Source organism: Roseixanthobacter glucoisosaccharinicivorans (genome assembly GCF_043195095.2).
Lineage (GTDB): Bacteria > Pseudomonadota > Alphaproteobacteria > Rhizobiales > Xanthobacteraceae > NCEH01.
Window position 1 is genome coordinate 3,074,174 of sequence record NZ_CM195538.1, and the last position, 18,169, is coordinate 3,092,342.

14 protein-coding genes and 1 riboswitch are annotated in these 18,169 nt (G+C 66.4%); of the genes, 7 read left to right on the forward strand and 7 right to left on the reverse strand.

Features of this window, described 5'->3' with window-relative positions; genetic code table 11:
• Nucleotides 1-23: 23 nt before the first annotated feature.
• The 4 genes from V5F78_RS14225 to paoA form a co-directional block, all read right to left on the reverse strand.
• The gene (locus V5F78_RS14225) at nt 24-1,244 is read right to left on the reverse strand and encodes a D-amino acid dehydrogenase (protein ID WP_394072576.1); all 1,221 of its coding nucleotides are present in this window, start codon (nt 1,242-1,244) and stop codon (nt 24-26) included.
• Between the two features lie 120 nt (nt 1,245-1,364).
• Nucleotides 1,365-1,450: riboswitch (glycine riboswitch) on the reverse strand.
• Between the two features lie 131 nt (nt 1,451-1,581).
• Nucleotides 1,582-3,780 (reverse strand): aldehyde oxidoreductase molybdenum-binding subunit PaoC, encoded by a 2,199-nt coding sequence (gene paoC, locus V5F78_RS14230; RefSeq protein WP_394072574.1) that lies wholly within the window; start codon nt 3,778-3,780, stop codon nt 1,582-1,584.
• A gap of 4 nt (nt 3,781-3,784) precedes the next feature.
• Complete coding sequence (locus V5F78_RS14235; protein WP_394072572.1) at nt 3,785-4,735, reverse strand: FAD binding domain-containing protein; 951 nt, start codon at nt 4,733-4,735, stop codon at nt 3,785-3,787.
• A complete protein-coding gene (gene paoA / locus V5F78_RS14240) occupies nt 4,732-5,418 on the reverse strand; it encodes an aldehyde dehydrogenase iron-sulfur subunit PaoA (RefSeq protein WP_394072596.1) in 687 nt (228 codons plus the stop codon). Before paoA ends, V5F78_RS14235 begins: the two co-directional genes overlap by 4 nt.
• Nucleotides 5,419-5,889: 471 nt before the next feature.
• On the opposite strand from paoA, the gene V5F78_RS14245 reads away from it, so the two are divergent.
• From V5F78_RS14245 to V5F78_RS14265, 5 genes are all read left to right on the forward strand, one after another.
• Complete coding sequence (locus tag V5F78_RS14245; RefSeq protein ID WP_394072570.1) at nt 5,890-6,531, forward strand: L,D-transpeptidase; 642 nt, start codon at nt 5,890-5,892, stop codon at nt 6,529-6,531.
• 87 nt (nt 6,532-6,618) lie between these two features.
• Nucleotides 6,619-7,632, forward strand: a complete 1,014-nt coding sequence (locus V5F78_RS14250; protein WP_394072568.1) for an amino acid ABC transporter substrate-binding protein — start codon at nt 6,619-6,621, stop codon at nt 7,630-7,632.
• Nucleotides 7,633-7,892: 260 nt separating this feature from the next.
• Nucleotides 7,893-8,675: an NAD kinase gene (locus V5F78_RS14255; protein ID WP_394072566.1), complete on the forward strand. Its 783-nt coding sequence runs from the start codon at nt 7,893-7,895 to the stop codon at nt 8,673-8,675.
• 42 nt (nt 8,676-8,717) lie between these two features.
• Nucleotides 8,718-10,136, forward strand: coding sequence for an MBOAT family O-acyltransferase (locus V5F78_RS14260; protein WP_394072564.1), 1,419 nt, complete (start codon nt 8,718-8,720; stop codon nt 10,134-10,136).
• A 4-nt stretch (nt 10,137-10,140) separates the two neighbouring features.
• Nucleotides 10,141-11,244: an alginate O-acetyltransferase AlgX-related protein gene (locus tag V5F78_RS14265; RefSeq protein WP_394072562.1), complete on the forward strand. Its 1,104-nt coding sequence runs from the start codon at nt 10,141-10,143 to the stop codon at nt 11,242-11,244.
• A gap of 256 nt (nt 11,245-11,500) precedes the next feature.
• Here V5F78_RS14265 and V5F78_RS14270 read toward each other — a convergent pair whose 3' ends face one another.
• Together V5F78_RS14270 and V5F78_RS14275 are read right to left on the reverse strand one after the other, a co-directional pair.
• Nucleotides 11,501-12,487: a rhamnan synthesis F family protein gene (locus V5F78_RS14270; protein WP_394072560.1), complete on the reverse strand. Its 987-nt coding sequence runs from the start codon at nt 12,485-12,487 to the stop codon at nt 11,501-11,503.
• Nucleotides 12,488-12,531: 44 nt separating this feature from the next.
• The gene (locus V5F78_RS14275) at nt 12,532-13,095 is read right to left on the reverse strand and encodes a nitroreductase family protein (protein WP_394072558.1); all 564 of its coding nucleotides are present in this window, start codon (nt 13,093-13,095) and stop codon (nt 12,532-12,534) included.
• Between the two features lie 257 nt (nt 13,096-13,352).
• Here V5F78_RS14275 and V5F78_RS14280 point away from each other — a divergent pair, with 257 nt between their 5' ends.
• Nucleotides 13,353-14,372: an RgsD C-terminal domain-containing protein gene (locus tag V5F78_RS14280; RefSeq protein ID WP_394072556.1), complete on the forward strand. Its 1,020-nt coding sequence runs from the start codon at nt 13,353-13,355 to the stop codon at nt 14,370-14,372.
• 37 nt (nt 14,373-14,409) lie between these two features.
• The gene (locus V5F78_RS14285; RefSeq protein ID WP_394072554.1) at nt 14,410-14,886 is read left to right on the forward strand and encodes a DMT family transporter; all 477 of its coding nucleotides are present in this window, start codon (nt 14,410-14,412) and stop codon (nt 14,884-14,886) included.
• 45 nt (nt 14,887-14,931) lie between these two features.
• Here V5F78_RS14285 and V5F78_RS14290 read toward each other — a convergent pair whose 3' ends face one another.
• Nucleotides 14,932-17,916 (reverse strand): autotransporter domain-containing protein, encoded by a 2,985-nt coding sequence (locus V5F78_RS14290; protein ID WP_509276236.1) that lies wholly within the window; start codon nt 17,914-17,916, stop codon nt 14,932-14,934.
• Nucleotides 17,917-18,169: the final 253 nt, after the last annotated feature.

Here is an 18,169-nt window from a genome sequence, read left to right on the forward strand (position 1 = left end):
TCGCTCCGCCCGCCGGCGCGCCCTCAAGCGGACATCTGCGCCGCAACCAGTTCGGCGGTGGCGCAGGAGAGCGTCCAGCCGAGGTGGCCGTGGCCGGTGTTGAAGAACACGTTGCGCGCCCGCCGACTGGCGCCGACCCGCGGCAGCATCCCCGGCAGCATGGGCCGCAACCCCGCCCACACCGCGACGTCGCTGGTATCGAGCCTTGGAAAATGCCGCCGCGTCCAGCTGACGAGGGGCGCGATGCGGTCGGCCCGCACATCACGATTATAGCCGTTCAGCTCCGCTGTCCCGGCGATGCGGAAGCGGGAGTCGCCAAGGCGGCTGGTGACGATCTTCGCGGCATCGTCGAGCAGAGCCACGCGCGGGGCATGGTCCACATCCTCCGGCTTCACCGCCACGGTGATGGAATAGCCCTTCACGGGATAGACATTGAGCCGCTCGCCCACCAGCGCGGCCAGCCGCCGGCTCCCGACCCCGCCGCAGATGACCACAAGGTCCGCCGTCAGCGACCCGACCGCCGATGCGTCGTCCACGCCGTGCCATTCGACCGTGCGGGCATCTCCGCCGTCGCGGATGGCGCTGACTTCGACCCCGTGGACGAACTTTCCGCCCAGGCGCTCACAGGCCACGGCAAGGCCACGCGTGAACAGGCAGATGTCGCCGGAGGCGTCGCGCGGGGTGAAGAATCCGCCATGGAACGCGCCCTCCAGCGTGGGCTCGATGGCCCTGATTTCCTGCGGCGTCACGGGTTCGCGCTCAAGGCCGCCGCGCTTCAGCAAGGCGTTGACCTCGGCGGCATGGTCGAAGCTCGCTTTATCGCGATAGACATGCATGAGGCCGCGCTTCTGCAGGTCGAAGGCGATGCCTTCCCGCTCGGCGATCTCAAACAGATGCCGCCGCGCCGCGATGGCGAGGCGGACCGTCTCGACGGTGTTTTCCTCGTATCTGCGGATCTGGCCGACGAATTCCGCGAGCCAGGACAGCTTGTGCCAGCTGGGCTTCGGGTTCAGGAGCAGCGGGGCGGAGCGGGTGAAGATCCAGCGCAGCCCGTGGGCGACGTTGGACCATTGGTTCCAGACCTCCGCATTGCTGGCGGAAAGCTGGCCGCCGTTGGCGAAGGAGGTTTCAAGGGCGGCGTAGGGGTGCCTCTCCAGCACCGTCACCGCGTGCCCGCGGCGCAGCAGGGCATAAGCGGTGGTGACGCCGGTGATGCCGGCGCCGATAACGATCACATGTCCCATGATTGAAGGCTCTCTTCCGTGACAGTTCACGCCCCCTCTGTCACGGAACCTGAGAGCTTCTCCGCCATGGCGGATATCCCCTTCGGTGGATCAGGATGGTCCTGATCTCTCTCCAGAGTGCCTGCTGAATCGGTCCTTTTGCCTGAGAGATTCCGGGGCGGTTGCTCCTTCGGCGGCGCCGAGGCGCCCTCTCCCGATTCATCTGAACGGCAGGCGCCAGGATAGGGATTTGCCTGCCCATTTCAAGTCAAATAGTGTTTTGTCCCTCATATGACTGATGCACGCCGGCGATCGCCCCGGCCCGCTGCCGCGCCGGGGCGATCGCCGCACCTGCGGCTCAGCTGAGTTCGGGCAAGCGGTCGAGATGCTTGTCCAAGGTGATCGGATAGTCGCGCACCCTGACGCCGGTGGCGTTGTAGATGGCATTGGCGACCGCCGCGGCGACGCCGCAGATGCCGAGTTCGCCCACGCCCTTCGCCTTCATCGGCGAGGACATGGGGTCGGTCTCATCCAGGAAGATCACGTCCTGGTGCGGGATGTCGGCGTGAACCGGCACCTCGTAACCGGCAAGATCATGATTGACGAAGACGCCCAGGCGCTTGTCGATCTTGAGCTCCTCCATCAGCGCGGCGCCCACCCCCATGGTCATGGCGCCGATCACCTGGCTGCGCGCGGTCTTGGGGTTGAGGATGCGCCCGGCGGCACACACCGCCAGCATGCGCCGCACGCGCACCTCGCCGGTTACAGCGTCCACGCCCACTTCCACAAAATGGCCGCCGAACGTGGATTGCTGGTATTTTTCGTTGAGGTCGCCGTATTCCATGGTGTCTTCCCCGGAAAGGCCGCCTGCCCCCACGGCCTCGGTAAGGGGAACACTGCGGTTGCCGAGGCGCACCGCTCCGTCGGCGAACACCGCGTCGGCGGAATTGAAGCCGAGCTTCTGCGCCACCGCTTCACGCAGCTTCACGCACGCGGCATAGACGCCGGCCGTGGAGCTGTTTCCACCCCACTGCCCCCCAGAGCCCGCCGACACGGGGAAGCTGGAATCGCCAAGGCGCACGCGCACCTTTTCGAGCGGCATGCCCATCATCTCGGCGGCGGTCTGAGCGATCACGGTATAGCTCCCGGTGCCGATGTCGGTCATGTCGGTCTCGACCGTGAGCAAGCCGGTGTTGTCGAGGTGCACGCGCGCACCGGACTTCATCACAAGGTTATTGCGGAAGGCGGCCGCGACGCCCATGCCGATCAACCAGTCGCCGTCGCGGACGCTTCCCGGATGCGCGGCGCGCGCGCTCCAGCCGAACCGATCGGCGCCCTGCCGCAGGCAATCCACCAGCCGGCGCTGCGAGAATGGACGTTCGGGATTCTCAGGATCCACCTGCGTATCGTTCGCGGCGCGAAACGCGATCGGATCCATGCCGAGCTTTTCCGCCATCTCGTCCATGGCGATCTCCAGCGCCATCATGCCCGGAGCCTCGCCCGGCGCGCGCATGGCATTGCCTTCCGGCAAGTCGAGTTCGGCGAGACGCAGCGCCGTCATGCGATTTCCGCCGGCATAGAGCAGGCGCGTCTGCTGCACGGCCAGTTCAGGCCCGCCGCCCGGCAGGTCGCCGGACCAGCTCTCATGGCCAATGGCCGTGATCTTTCCGTCCTGGCTCGCGCCGATGCGGATGCGCTGGATGGTGGCCGGGCGATGGGTGGTGTTGTTGAAAATCAATGGCCGCGAGAGGGCCACCTTGACCGGCCGGCGCGCGGCGCGCGCCCCAAGGGCGGCCATGAGCGCATCCGCCCGCAGAAACAACTTCCCGCCGAACCCTCCGCCGATGAAGGGCGAGATAAGGCGGACGTTCTGCTTTGGAATGCCGAGGGTCTTCGCCATGTCGGCAACGCCCCAGGCGATCATCTGGTTGGAGGTCCAGAGCGTCAGCTTACCGCCGTTCCAGGCGGCGATGCTGGCGTGCGGCTCCATCATGGCATGGGCATGGTCGGGAGTGCTGTAGGTCTGATCGAGCTTCACCGGCGCGGCGGCGAACGCCCCTGGGAAATCCCCGCGCTTGGTGTCGGCCTCGGTGTCCTCTGGGATGGTCGCGCTCTTGCGCGCTTCCGAAAGATCGAACGCGCCATCGGCCTTTACGTACTCCACCTGGATCAGATGGGCCGCCGCCCGGGCCTGTTCGAAGCTCTCCGCAACGACCACGGCGACAGCCTGATGATAATGCTCGATATCCGGCCCGCCCAGGAGCTTCGCGGTGTTCTTGATGCCCTTGCCCAGCGGACCGGCATTCTCGGCCGTAACAATGGTGATAACCCCTGGTGCGGCCTTAGCGCGCGCGAGATCCATGGAGGCGATCCGGCCCTTGGCGATGGCGGCACCCAGCACATAGCCATAGGCCGCGTTCGCCATCCCCTCGTGGTGCTCATAGGCATAGGGCGCCGTGCCGGTGGTCTTCAGCGGCCCGTCGATGCGATCGAGCGGATGGCCGATGACCTTGAGCTGGTCGATGGGATTGGTGGTTGCGGGCGTATCGAATTTCATCGGTTCAACCCTTCGCCTCGTTGAGCGCGCTGGTAAGCGTGCGTCGGACCAATGGCAGCTTGAATGCATTGTCGCTGGTCGGCTTGGCGCCTGCGAGAAGACGCTCGGCCACCGCATTGGCGCCGCGCGGCATCTGCGCCTCGGCCGCTTCCAGGCGCCACGGCTTGTGCGCCACGCCGCCGAGCGCCACGCGGCCCGTTCCATCCCGCTGGACGATGGCGGCCACCGAGATGAGCGCGAACGCATAAGAGGCCCGGTCGCGGACCTTGCGGTAGATATGCGTGCCGCCCACCGGCTTTGGCAGCGTCACGGCGGTGATGAGTTCGCCGGCGTCCAGCACCGTCTCCTGCTGCGGGGTATCGCCCGGAAGCCGGTGGAAATCGGCGATGGCGATGCGCCGCGTGGCGCCGTCCGCCTTCACCGTTTCCACCGTGGCATCAAGCGCGCGCATGGCCACCGCCATGTCGCTCGGATGGACCGCGATGCAGGCCTCGCTTGCGCCAAGCACGGCGTGCTGGCGGCTGAAGCCGCCGATCGCCGCGCAGCCGCTGCCGGGCTGACGTTTGTTGCAGGGCATGTTGGTGTCGTAAAAATAAGGGCAGCGGGTGCGCTGGAGCAGATTCCCGGCCGTCGTCGCCTTGTTCCGCAATTGCCCCGAGGCGCCCGCCAGCAAGGCGCGGGACAGGACGCCGTAATCGCGGCGCACACGCGCGTCTGCCGCCAGATCCGTATTGCGGACCAGGGCGCCGATGCGCAAGCCGCCATCCTCCGTCGGCTCGATCGTGTCGAGCCCGAGGCCGTTGAGGTCGATGAGATGGCCCGGCGTTTCGATTTCCAATTTCATGAGATCAAGCAAATTCGTGCCGCCGGCGATGAACTTGGCCTCCGGAACGCGGGCCGCAGCGGCGACGGCTTCGGCAGGCGAGGCTGCCCGCTCGTAGGTGAACGACTTCATGCCTGCCTCCCAGCCACTTCGTTGATGGCATCCAGGATGTTGGAATAGGCCCCGCACCGGCAGATGTTGCCGCTCATGCGCTCGCGCACCTCGGCGTCCGTCACATCGGGCGCTGCGTTCAGATCGGCGCTCACGTGGCTGGGAATGCCGGCCTTGATCTCCCCCAGCATCGCGACGGCGGAGCAGATCTGGCCCGGCGTGCAATAGCCGCACTGATAGCCGTCGTGCTTCACGAACGCGGCCTGCATGGCGTGGAGATTTTCCGGCGTGCCCAGCCCCTCGATGGTGGTGACCTGGTTTCCCTCATGCATGACCGCGAGCGTCAGGCATGAATTGATGCGCCGGCCATCCACCATCACCGTGCAGGCGCCGCACTGGCCGTGGTCGCAGCCCTTCTTCGTGCCTGTGAGGTGCAGATGCTCGCGCAGGGCATCCAATAAGGTGGTTCGGTTATCGAGTTCGAGCTGGCGGGGGACCCCGTTCACCTCGAACGATATTTTTGAACTTGTTGGGTTTGTGGGGCTTGCTGGGTTTGTGAGGCTTGTGGCGACTGCGCCAGCTTGCGCCTGCGCCGCCGATGGGGCGGCGGATGCGGTCACCGTCACGGACAGCGCGGTTCCGATCAGCAACTCCCGCCGGGTCACTGACAGGTCGGATGGAGTCTGCAATGGATCATTCCTCATGAGGACCATGGGTTCCAGACGCGCCGCCTGAACCCGGTTGACCCGGCTCAACGTGCATCGCAGCAATCGGATCCAGGCGAGCACTTCACGATTGAGTTGATCGGGCGCAGCCGGGCATCGGACAGCGCCCACGGGCGGGTGGCCGCGCGGTCAAGGCGAGCGTGTCTCCGGGCAGATCCGCGCGGCGGCAGCACGCCGACGATGAGGCGAGGCACCGCCACGCGGAGACGATTGCGGCGCAAGCCGGCTCGACTGGAAGTTAGGTCAAGCTTTTTCACTTTTCCTGGCCCGCAAGCTCAGCTAATCGAAGCATGGGGTGTGCCGTCTTTGCGCGGCACGCGGGACCGAAGCGGGGAGAGCGGCATCAAGGGCATGTTGCGCACGGCAGTCGTCGCCGAAAGCGCAATTTTAACCCGGACTTGCCAGTCTCTGCCCGCGAAGCTCCTTGGGGGCGCGAAGAAAGAGGCCGGCATGATGCCCAAACTGTTCAAGACCCTGGCGCTGACCGCCCTGCTTCAGGTCGGCGCATTCGCGTTTGGTTCCTACGCCATGGCGCAGTCCACGCCGGTGCCGCAGCGCGGCGTTCCCGGCGCGACCCTCGACATCGGCGACCAGCCCGGCCTCGTCCCGCCCGCGGACGACGAGGTGGACATGGATCCGGCCTACAAGCGCCAGCCGGTCTATTTCCGCACCACTGAGCCGCCGGGCACCATCATCATCAGCACCGACGACAAGTTCCTGTATCTGGTGGAAGGCAATAATCGCGCGCTGCGCTACGGCATCGGCGTCGGCCGCGACGGCTTCACCTGGAAGGGCCTGGTCACGGTCGTCCGCAAGGCCGAATGGCCCGATTGGACGCCGCCGGCGGAAATGATCCAGCGCCAGCCCTATCTGCCCCGCTTCATGGCCGGCGGCCCGGGCAACCCGATGGGCGCCCGCGCGCTCTATCTCGGCGGCACGGTCTATCGCATCCACGGCACCAACCAGCCCGAGACCATCGGCTATGCGGTGTCTTCCGGCTGCTTCCGTCTGGTGAACAGCGAGATCATCGACCTCTACACGCGCGTTCCCGTGGGCACCAAGGTCATCGTGCGCCAGGCGGTCACGCTCTGATCCACCGCACCGCCGGTGCCGCAGCAATGGCCGCCGCATCCGCGGCGGCTTCTTCTTACTTCCAATCACCTCAATGGGGCGGGATTCATGAAGACACTCCTGGCGTTGCTGACCGGCGCCGTCGTGGCGCTGTCGGCGCACGGCGCGAGCGCGCAGACGCTCAAGGCGGTCAAAGATCGCGGCGAGCTGGTGTGCGGCGTCAGCCGCGGACTGCCCGGCTTCTCCAATCCGGATTCCACCGGCAAGTGGACCGGCTTCGACGTGGATCTCTGCCGCGGCATCGCCGCAGCTGTGCTGAACGATCCCTCCAAGGTGAAGTTCGTGCCGCTGAACGCCGAGGAGCGCTTCGCCGCGCTCAAGGACGGCAAGGTGGACGTGCTCTCGCGCAATTCCACCTGGACCTTGCAGCGCGAAGGCGAGCTCGGCCTGCTGTTCGGCCCCATCACCTATTATGACGGCCAGGGCTTCATGGTGCGCTCGGCGCGCAAGATCACCTCGGCCCTTGAACTGGACAATTCCAAGGTCTGCGTCCAGGCGGGCACCACCGCGGCCAATTATGCGACGGATTATTTCGCCGCCAACAACATGAAGCTCGAGCTGATCTCCCTGCCCTCCTCCGACGAGCTGGTGAAGGCTTATGAGAGCGGCAAGTGCGACACCATCACCACCGACGTGTCGCAGCTTTATTCACTGCGCCTCGTGCTCGCCAAGCCCGGCGACCATATCGTGCTGCCCGACGTGATCTCCAAGGAGCCGCTCGGCCCCGTGGTGCGCCAGGGCGACGACCAGTGGTTCAATGTGGTCAAGTGGACCCATTACGCCATGCTGAACGCCGAGGAACTGGGCGTGAACAGCACCAATCTCGACCAGGCCCTGAAGTCCGAAAAGCCGGACGTGAAGCGCCTCGTCGGCACCGACGGAAATTACGGTGAGCAGATCGGCCTCACCAAGGATTTCGCGGTGCGCATCGTCAAGGCCGTGGGCAATTACGGCGAAGTGTTCGAGCGCAACGTGGGCGCCGCCTCCAAGCTCGGCATTCCGCGCGGCATCAACCAGCTCTGGAGCACCGGCGGCATCCAATACGCCCCGCCCGTGCGCTGAGCCTTCCGAAAACCGCTCCGCCGCTCGCTTGATCGTGAGCGGCGGAGTGCCGTAAGGCCCCCTTGATCAGACATGGCCGCGCATGCCCCTTCATACGTCGCGGTGGCCTGGATCCGGCCGCTGATCCGGTGGCCCGACGCAGATGAAGAGAAGGAACTCGCGCGACTTCGGCCTGCCTCGACAAGCGCGGCGTGGACCGATACGAAAGGCGCGGGTGCTGTGCCGGCACCGAAAGAAGGGGTCGCCGCGCGACCGTCCGCATGAGCGAGCCCAGCCGACGCCTCGAAAAGATCGCCTTCGTGGCCAGCGAGACCACCGAGGCCCAGGCCGCTCGCACGCGCCTGATTCACCGCTATGGCGATGTCGCCGAAGCCGATGCGGACGTGATCGTCGCACTCGGCGGCGATGGGCTGATGCTCCAGACCATGCACGCCTTCCGCGACCGGGGCGTGCCGATCTACGGCATGCACCGCGGCTCCGTCGGCTTCCTTATGAACACCTATCGCGAGGACGCGCTTCGCGAGCGGCTCGCCGCCGCCCAGCATGTGGTCATCCACCCCCTCATCATGGAGGCGGTCGACCGTGCCGGCATTCGCTATCAGGCGCCCGCCATCAACGAAGTGGCCTTGCTGCGCCAGACCTATCAGGCCGCAAAGCTGCGGGTCTCGATCGACGGCAAGGTGCGGCTGGAGGAATTGATCTGCGACGGCATGATCGTCGCGACCCCCGCCGGATCCACCGCTTATAATCTCTCCGCCCATGGGCCGATCCTGCCGCTGAGCACCGCCTTGCTCGCCATCACGCCCATCTCGCCCTTCCGTCCCCGCCGCTGGCGCGGGGCGCTGGTGCCGGACAAGGCGCGCATCGACATTTCGGTGCTCGAACCGGAAAAGCGCCCGGTCAGCGCGGTGGCGGACCATTACGAGGTGCGCGACATCGTCAGCGTATCCGCCCGGCTCGATCCGACATCCTCCATGGATATGCTGTTCGATCCCGACCACAGCCTGGACGAGCGCATCCTGCGCGAGCAATTCGTCTACTGATTTTGACCAGCGCGCCCCGGCGCGGCCCGAGAATAGAGTGAAATGGTCTTTTCCTCCGTTACATTCCTCTATTATTTCCTGCCCGCCTTCCTGGTCTGCTATTTCGCGACACCGGGCATTCGGGCAAAGAACTTCGTTCTCCTCGGCTTCTCCCTTGTGTTTTATGCCTGGGGCGGCCTGTTCAACCTGCTCGTTCTCGCCGCCTCCATGCTGGGGAATTTCGTTCTGGCGCAGGTGCTGGGCGCGCGACCGCCGGGCAAGCGGCTGCCGATGCTGGCGCTCGCGGTGGCGCTCAATCTCGCCGGGCTCATCGTATTCAAATATGCCGGGTTCCTGGCCGAGAACCTGAACGTGCTGCTGGAGCCTCTCGGGGTCTCGGTGCCGGTGGTGCACCTCGCCTTGCCGCTCGGCATCTCCTTTTTCACCTTCCACGCCATCTCCTATCTCGTGGACGTGTATCGCGGCCGCGCGCGGGCCAACGGCCGGCTGGAGGAGATCGCGGTCTATATCACCATGTTCCCGCAGCTGGTGGCGGGGCCGATCGTGCGCTATTCCACCATCGCGCACCGCATCCGGGAGCGGCGCACCACGGTGGGCCGGGTCTCGGCGGGCCTGCGCATCTTCGTCATCGGCCTGTCCTGGAAGGTGCTGATCGCCGACGAGGTGGCGCCGCTCGCCACCATGGTGTTCGACCAGACCACCATGCCGAACTTCTTCACTGCCTGGATCGGCGTGCTCGCCTACGCGCTGCAGATCTATTTCGATTTCGGCGGCTATTCCAACATGGCCATCGGCCTCGCCCTCGCCATGGGGCTGAAGTTCCCGCGCAATTTCCGCCTGCCCTATGGCGCGCTGTCGATCACCGATTTCTGGCGCAAGTGGCACATGAGCTTGTCGAGCTGGTTCCGCGACTATGTCTATATCCCGCTCGGCGGTAACCGGCACGGCCATCTGCACACCGCGCTCAATCTTTGGACCGTGTTCCTGCTCTGCGGCTTGTGGCACGGGGCAAGCTGGACCTTCGTGATCTGGGGCGCGCACCACGGCGCGTTCCTGGTGCTCGAGCGCACCCGCTTCGGCAAGGCGCTCGCCGCCGGCCCCAAGGTGCTGAGCCATCTCTACGTGCTGCTGGTGGTGCTGTTCGGCTGGGTGTGGTTCCGCGCGCTCAGCCTGCCGCAGGCGATGGACGTGTTCGCCGGGCTGGTGGGCCTCAACGGCTTCGGGCCGCTGGCGCCGGGCCTTTTGGTGGCGCTGCAGCCGCTGACCATCGCGGTGATGATCCTCGCCTGGCCGCTCGCCATGTATGGCCTGCCCACCTTGCCCGCCGGCCCGCTCTCGCCCAACATGCGGCGGCTCGCCTATGGGGCGTGCGACAGCCTGATCATGCTGGTGCTGTTCGTGCTGTCGTTCATCACGGTGGGGGCGTCCAATTACAGCCCCTTCCTCTATTTCCGGTTCTAGCGGCATGTCGCTCCTGCTCGCCTACCGCCGCTGGTGGTGCTTCTTCTTCCTGGCGGTGCTGACGCTGCCGACGCTCGGGCTGGTGATGCCGGACCTGCCCGGCCCGGTACGCCTGATGACGACGCCGCAGGAACGCTGGTGGGTGCATGCCACCGAGCGCCTGGACCCCTTCATCAACGGCCGTTACGGCTTTCGCGGCATCGTGATGGCCGGAAATGCGACCTATCTGCGCGCGATGAAATCCACCCGTGAGCGGCCGGTGCTGCTCGGCGAGGGCGGGCAGATGTTCTTCACCGGCGAGCAGACGCTGGAGCAGTCGCTGGGCCGGCTGTTCCGCATCAAGCCCATGACCGAGCTCGCCGACACGCTCTCGCGCCTCAACGCCCTGTTGAAGGCGCGCGGGGCCAAGCTCGTGGTCTCCTCCCCGCCCAATGCCGCCACCGTGCTGCCGGAAAAGCTGCCGGCCTGGGCGCGCGGGCAGATGACCCACCCCACCGAGCTCGATTTCCTCACCGAGCAGATGGAAAAGCGCGGCATCGCCTATGTGGACCTTCGCCCCATTCTCATCGAGGCGAAGGCGCAGGGGCCGGTGTTCCGCCGCACCGACACCCATTGGAATCAGCGCAGCTCCGTGCTCGCCTTCAATGCCATGATGGCCGCAGCCGGCCGGCCGGACCTGGAGATCGCGCCCGATACGGCGATCGGCCCCTTGCAGGATGCGCCCTCGGGCGATCTTGCCCGCTATCTCGGCGAGGCGAACCCCACCGGCGACAAGGATTATGGCGAGATCGCCTCCAATCCCAAGCCGGTGCTGACCCCGCTGAAGGGGTTGATGCCGGAGCGCCCGGCGGATGATCCGTTCCAGCCCTATGCCTATTCCACCGGGCATGCGGGGCCGAGCATCCTGGTGATCGGCGATTCCTTCTCGCAGCATTATTGGCCGCGCCTGCTGGAGCGGGTGGCGAGCCGCTTCGCCTGGATGCATCACAGCGCCTGCAAGTTCGAATGGCCGGCGGTGGAGCGCTTCAAGCCCGACCTGGTGATCTATATGGTCACGGAACGCTCCCTGCCCTGTCGCGGGCAGCCGGTCGGCATGCCGCCGGGCTGAGCTGCCTGGGACGGAACGACATTCATGGGTTGACGCCATTTAAGCAGCGCATCGTCATGCACGGGCCTGTCCCGTGCATCCACGCGGCCGCGCTGGCATCAGCGTTTCAAGGCCCCGCGCGGGTGGCCCGGCGTGGACGGCCGGGACAAGCCCGGCCATGACGCGCGAAAGATGACTCCCTGGCGATGAAAGACATTCGGGTGCATCTGCGGTGAGAGCCGCGACGATCCGACATGCCGCTGAATGGCGATTGGTCCTAGCGCATCTCCAGCAGAGCGGCCGCGCCGTCGCGGCCGGCGCCGAGGTGAAAGGCGATCTCCTTGACGTCGAAATCGGCCCCATCGAGGAAGCCCCGCCAGCCGGCGAGATCCACGCCATAGGGATTGTCGCGGAGCAATTGCACCTTCACGAAGGGAAAGCCGTCGGCGATCAGCGCGCGCCAACCCTGGTGCAACTGGTTCTCGCCCTGGGCGCCCGGGGCGCCCGGAAACAGGATGTCGACGCGAAGGCCCGCCCGTTCCAGCACCGCGCGCTGCGCGACCTCGTAATCGCGGATGATCTGGAGCTTGTCGCCGAGCGAGCGCACCTCGCCCCAGAAGGCGCGGGCTTCGGGATGGGCGAGCGCGGATGCCTGGTAGAGGAACAGATAGCTCTGGAAATGCGGGGCCAATTCGGCGCTCTGGGTCAGCGCGACCACGTCCGACGTGCTGGCGCGCATGCGTTCCAGCGTCGCCGCGAGCGCCGGGGTGGCATGGTAGACGCTGTCATTGGCGAACAGCACCTCGGGTGCAGCCCACACCTCTGGCAGATAGCGCAAGGCGGCCGCCCAGGCCGCGAAATCATAGCCGTGGTTCTCCCGCGTGATGACCGCGTCGGCGACCTGCGGGCCGGGATCGAGGCAATCGAGGTCGGGCCGGTCGGTGGCGATGATCAGCACCACCTGCATGCCGCACGCCTTCAGGTCCGCACACAGGCGCAGAGTATGGCCGAACACCCGCCCGTCCGCCGCCGCCGTCACCATCAGGCACACCGGCCCGCCGGAAAGCGAGGCGGACGGCAGGCGCACCGCGCGGAGGGCGGGGCCGAGCACGTCGCGATCCTCCTGCACCGGCGCACCGGATGCGGTGGACAGGAGCCGCAGCGCCTTGCGGATGCGGCGCACGGGATTGGCCCGCGCGCTCACGTCCAGCGCGGCGATGAGCAATTGCTTGGACGCCTCCATCCGTGTCTTGAACGACACCATCGCCTGCCCTCCCTGGCGCCAGCCCTCTGTGGGGGCGCCCTTGCTCAGAAGCGGGTCACGATCTCGTCGAGGTTCGGCCGCGGGCGATCCTCCAGCTTCTGCGTCGCGGTGCCGATATAGACGAAGCCGGTGATGCGCTCATGCTCGGCAAGGCCAAGGGCCGCGCGGGCCTTGGGCTCATAGGCCGGCCATTCGGTGAGCCAGGTCACCCCATAGCCGAGCGCGGTCGCGGCGATCAGCAGGTTTTCCACCACCGCCGCGGAAGACAGCACCTGCTCGATTTCCGGGATCTTCACATGGGGCGCCGCGCTCGACACCACCGCCACGACCACGGGCGCGCGCAGGAAGCGGTTGCGCTCATCCTCGACGCGGCGCGGCGTGGCCTGCGGATCCACCTGCGCCAGCACGTCGGCGAGCACAGCTCCGGCACGGGCCCGCCCGTCGCCTTCCAGCAGGATGAAGCGCCAGGGCACGAGCTTGCCATGGTCCGGCACGCGGGCGGCGATGGTCAGCATCTCGTGCAGATGCTCCGCCGACGGGCCGGGCGCGGCGAAATCGACAATGCGGGTGGAACGGCGGGTGCGAAGCACCTCAAGAATATCGGACATGGCAAGCCTTCAAGCAATCGCCGGACGCAGCGCCGCCCGGCATCGGCCGGCAGGAGGAAGATGGCCGGGATGAGCGGCGTCCGGATTTTCCGCGCCTGCCTTATCACGCCGGGCGCGGCAGCAAAAAGCGACATAGCGCTCCTTGCGCGATCCGGCGCCGGAAGCGGGGCCACCCGCCAAGGGCGCAATGCCCGCCAGGAGCGCAATGTCGGTGTGGTGACTTGAAACCGCCGCGGTTTCGATGCACGTGAGGAGCCATGCGCCGAAAGATCGAAGCCGCCCGCCGCCGGTGGAACTGGCTGATTCCCTTGCTGCTCCCGCTTGTGGCCGCCGCGCTGGCGAATGGCGCGGCTTTCGGCCAGGCGATGCCGTTTGCCGGTGCGACCCCCGCGCCGCCGCCGATAGATGCATTCTCCGCTCCGCCGGCGCTCGGTGCCAATCCCGGCCTGCGCACCACGCCGCAGGGGCAAGTCCCCAGCCGCGAACCGCACGCGGTGCTTCCAGCCGCGCCCGCGGGCAAGACCACGGTCGGCGTGTTCGCGCGCTTCAGCGCCGACGGCCCCGCCATTCCCCATGGGCTGATGTGGCGCGTGTTCGCCGATACGCCCGAAGCCTCCGGCGCTTTCCCCCTCGTCGCCGAGAGCACCGATCCCGCCCCGGTGTTCTTTCTCAGTCCCGGCGGCTACATCGTGCATGTCACCTACGGGTTCTCCACCGCCGCCCAGCGGCTGCAAGTGGGCGCCGTGGCCCGGCGCGAGCAGTTCATTCTGCCGGCGGGCGGCCTGCGGCTTCAGGCCGACGTGGAATCCAAGATCATCCCGGGCCAGAAACTGACCTTCGACATTTACGAAGGCTCGTTCCTCCAGGGCCGCACGTCCACCCAGCCCTATTATCGTGGCGCCAATGCCGGCGACGTGGTGCTCCTGCCGGAGGGCACCTATCACGTGGTTTCCACCTATGGGGACGCCAATGCGGTGGTGCGGGCGGACGTCAACGTCCAGGCCGGCAAGCTCACGGATGCCACCTTCCACCACCGCGCGGCGCAGATCGTGCTGAAGCTGGTGGCGGAGAAAGGTGGGGACGCCCAGGCCAACACCCAATGGTCGGTCGTGACGCCGGGCGGCGATACCATCAAGGAATCCATCGGCGCCCTGCCCACGGTCATTCTCAGCGAGGGCGACTACACCGCGATCGCCCGCAATGACGGCAAGGTCATCAGCCGCGACTTCAAGGTGGAAGCGGGCAAGGACCGTGAGGTCGAGGTCATCAACAAGTGAGATCCCCGCCCCTTTCCGCCCCATCCGGAGCCTGCATGTGACGACCCTCTATCTGGCCGCCGCCTTCATCATCGGCGCATGCATCTCGCTTCAGGCGCCCATCAACAACCAGCTTGCCCAGGCCTTCGGCCACAACACCATTCTCGCCGCGCTGTTTTCCTTCCTTGTGGGCACGGCGTTCCTCACCGTCGTCGCCGTGGCGCAAGGCGGCATTCCCGCAGCGCTGGCGGCGCTTCCAAGCCAGCCGCTGTGGAAGCTGTGCGGCGGGTTCCTCGGTGCTGCTTTCATCATCGGCTCGATCTATCTGGTTCCCAAGATCGGCCTTGCGAGCCTGCTGGCCCTGGTGATCTGCGGCCAGCTCATCTCATCCCTGCTGCTCGACCATTACGGGCTGGTCGGGCTGATCGAGCGCAGGCTGACTCCGGTGAAGCTGGTGGGCGCCCTCATCATCATGGCGGGCGTCATCTTCATGCTGTTCGGCGACCGGTTGCTCAGCGCCATCCGCAATTCTTGACTTCGCCCGGCGAGGCACCGCCGCCGGGCGCGCAGGAGGCTGCGGTCAGAACTTCCAGGCGATATTGGCCTGGAAGGCATTGACGCTGACGCCATCGGCGAACTGGCCCACATAGGACAAGCCGACGCGCGCCTGGGCGGACAGGTTGAGGTCCGCGCCCACTTCCAGCAGCGCGGTATTCTCCGCCAGCGGCACGCCGCCGACGGTGAAATTCGCACCGGGCACGGCGCGCAGGGCGAGCTGCGCGGTTGGGTCGAGATCGCCGAACGCATATTGCCAGGCCGCAGAGGCGTGGGGCGCCAGCACCATGCCGTTGGACAGCGCGATGGAGGTTGCCGCCCGCAAGCCGAGCGAGGAATAGCCCACGCCCGCCGAAGACGACGCGCCGGAAACCCCGGCAAACGCGCCGCTCTCGGTGAAACTGTCGGTGTTGAGCTGCACCCAGGCGAGGCCGGCGAACGGTTCCAGCGCCACCGACTGAACCGCGAAGCCGTAGCCGACTTCGCCGAACACTTGCGCCGTGCCGCCGTCATATTGCGCATTGGCCTGCTGGGCCAGGCCCGGAACGACCACGGTGCGCGTCGCGTCGATCTGGTTGAAGGCGTAGCTCGCGCCAAGCCGCAGGTTCCACGGGCCCGCGCTGGTGCCGGCATAGAGCGCCAGCAGCATGCTGTTGACCTCGGTGGAGCTGGCCACCGCGTCCACATTTGCGTTCGACTGGGAATAGCCAAGCGCCGCGCCGATGCGCCAATCGCCGGCACGGATATCGGCGCCGGAAATGATGCCGCCAATGCTCTCGCTCACGCTGGAGGCATTGCCGTTGCCGTCAAGATTGGTCCAGCCGCCGAAGCCCTGGGCCCAGATGGTGGTGCTGCCGCCTGCGGGAGCCGGAGCTGCGGTCGGCGCCTTGGTGGCATAAGCCAGCGCGCCGAGCGCGGTGGTGGGCGCAGGCTGCGCGGCTGCCTGCGGGTCGGCAAACGACAGCGCGGCCGGGCCGCCATAGGCGAGCGCGCCCATGGGGCCGCTTTGTGCGCCATAGGCGCCCTGACGCAGCCGGCCCAGGATCGCCTCGCGCCCATAGATGCCGTCCCCGATCAGCACCGATTGCTCGCTCGCATAAGCTTCGCCCGAAAGCGACTTCAGTGCGGCCGGAAGCTGGCTCGCGCTCAAGCTATAGAGGCCGTTGAGCGCCACAGCGCCGGGGGTGGTGCCGTTCGGGAGGATCCCGCTGTTGAAACCGAAGTCCACCGCCCCGCCGACGGCGGACTGGTTGGCCGTGAGACCGGCCTGCCGCGCCATCTGCGAGGTCAGGTTCAGCGCCACATTGGTGCCCGAATAGGCCAGCGCCGCACTGACATAGGTGGGGAGCCCGGGAGTGGTCAGCGTCTCGAAGGCGCCCGTCGTCCCATCGGTGGCGGCAAGCAAGGTATAGCTGTTCGACAGCGCCGAGGTCACGAAGGGAACCTCCAGCGTGCCGGCGAGCCGCGCGACGCCGGCAATGCCGAAGAAGTCGTTGCTGCCCGGCGTGACCCGCAAGGAGAGCGTGCCAGCCGAGGTCTGGACGAAGGTGCCGCCGAACAGATGGGTGATCGACGGCCCGGTGCCGCTGACGCCGAGCCAGCCGCTGTTCTCGAACCTCTTGTCCAGCCCCGCTGTTGCAGCGATGCGGCCGTCGATGATGCCCATATTGACGATGACGGTGCCGGTGGCGTCGGGGCCGCTCCGCACCGCGTCGGACTCGATGGTTGTCTGCAAGGTGCCGTAATTCAGGAAGGTGCCGTAGAGGCCGTGCAGGTCCACCGCCGCCCCCGCGATGCCGCTGGACGTGACCGTGCCGGTATTGGTCAGCACGCCATAGGTTTCCCCGCGCATGCCGATGCCGCCATTGCCGCTGACCTTGATGGTGCCGCTATTGACGATGTCGTCACCGATGCTTCCCGACAGGACGGCGTCATTGTCGGCGCTGGAGGTGAGCGTTCCGGTGTTGCGGATGGGATTGTAGATTCCCGCGATGGTCGCGACATAGCCGTTGGGCGTGGTGGAGCCGGGGGTCAGATAAATGCCCACCACCGTGTCGCCATAAGCGGAGTTGGAAGACACGAGCGAGGCGCCCGGAATATTGATTTCATACCAGGTGGGAATGCCCAGCGCGTCCACGTGCAGCACGCCGGCATGCACTTCGCCGTCCACCGTCACCCAGTCGGCCACCATATTGTATTCGCCGGATCGCCCGGCGCCGGTGATGCCCTCCAGATGTGTGACGACGGCGCCGGGATGGTCGTATTGGGTCCAGGTGCCGGTGGTCTGATTATAGAGATAGCCGTGCTCGGCGCCGATGCCGCCGCCCGGCACATCGAAATAACCGCCGGCGATCATGTTGCCATACACGCCGTAGGCGGTGGTGCTGGCCGCGCCCGGCTTGTTGTTGGTGGCATAGGTACCGGTGGAGATCGTGTAGATCATCGCATTGCCGGTCGCGAGGCGGGTGTCGTAATCGCCCACCACCTGATCGCCGAACGTGCTGTGGGCGATGGTGAAGAGGGTCTGATCTCCCATCGGGCTGGGATAGGCGAGCCCGGTCAGCTGCTGCCCCGGCGCCGCCGCGGCGTCGTAAAGATAGCTGAGATCATAGGGCGAAGAGGCCGTGGTGATATAGCTGCCCACGGTGCGCAGCACGCCGCCCTGGTTGCCGAAGCTCGGTCCATAGGGCGAGGAACCGATGGCGCCGGGATAGTTCACGCCGTTCGCGGTGGCGACCGGCATGGCCGACCATTGCCCGGTGACCGTATTGTAAAGCAGCCCGCCGGTGGCCGTGGTGCCCGGCACCACATAATTGCCGACGATCGTATTGCCGCGAATACCCGTGAGGAAGGTGCCGGTGGTTCCGTAATTCAACGTCGTGTAGGGGGTCGGTGTGGGCGCCGGCGGCTGGGCGTGGGCGCCTGCCCCTAGCGTGCAGACCGCCGCACCCGCAACGGCAAAATAGGCGCAAGAAGAAAGAAGATGGATTCGTTTATTCGTCTTTTTCATGAAAACCCACCACAGCGCACACAATGTCCTAAAGACCTATCAGAGCAGCATCCGAAATCTAGCCGGATATGTTCGATTTCTGGGACTTGCGGGCCTGAAAGGTAAAACGCTGCGTCGCGTGATATTTTAAGCACATATCCGCGAGAATAGGACAGGGATGACGACCCATCTGCACCTTCGCTCACGTGGATCAGCGTGCAGATGGATGCTTTTTCCCTCGAAGGCGCCGGCGGGAACCGCTGGGATATGCTCG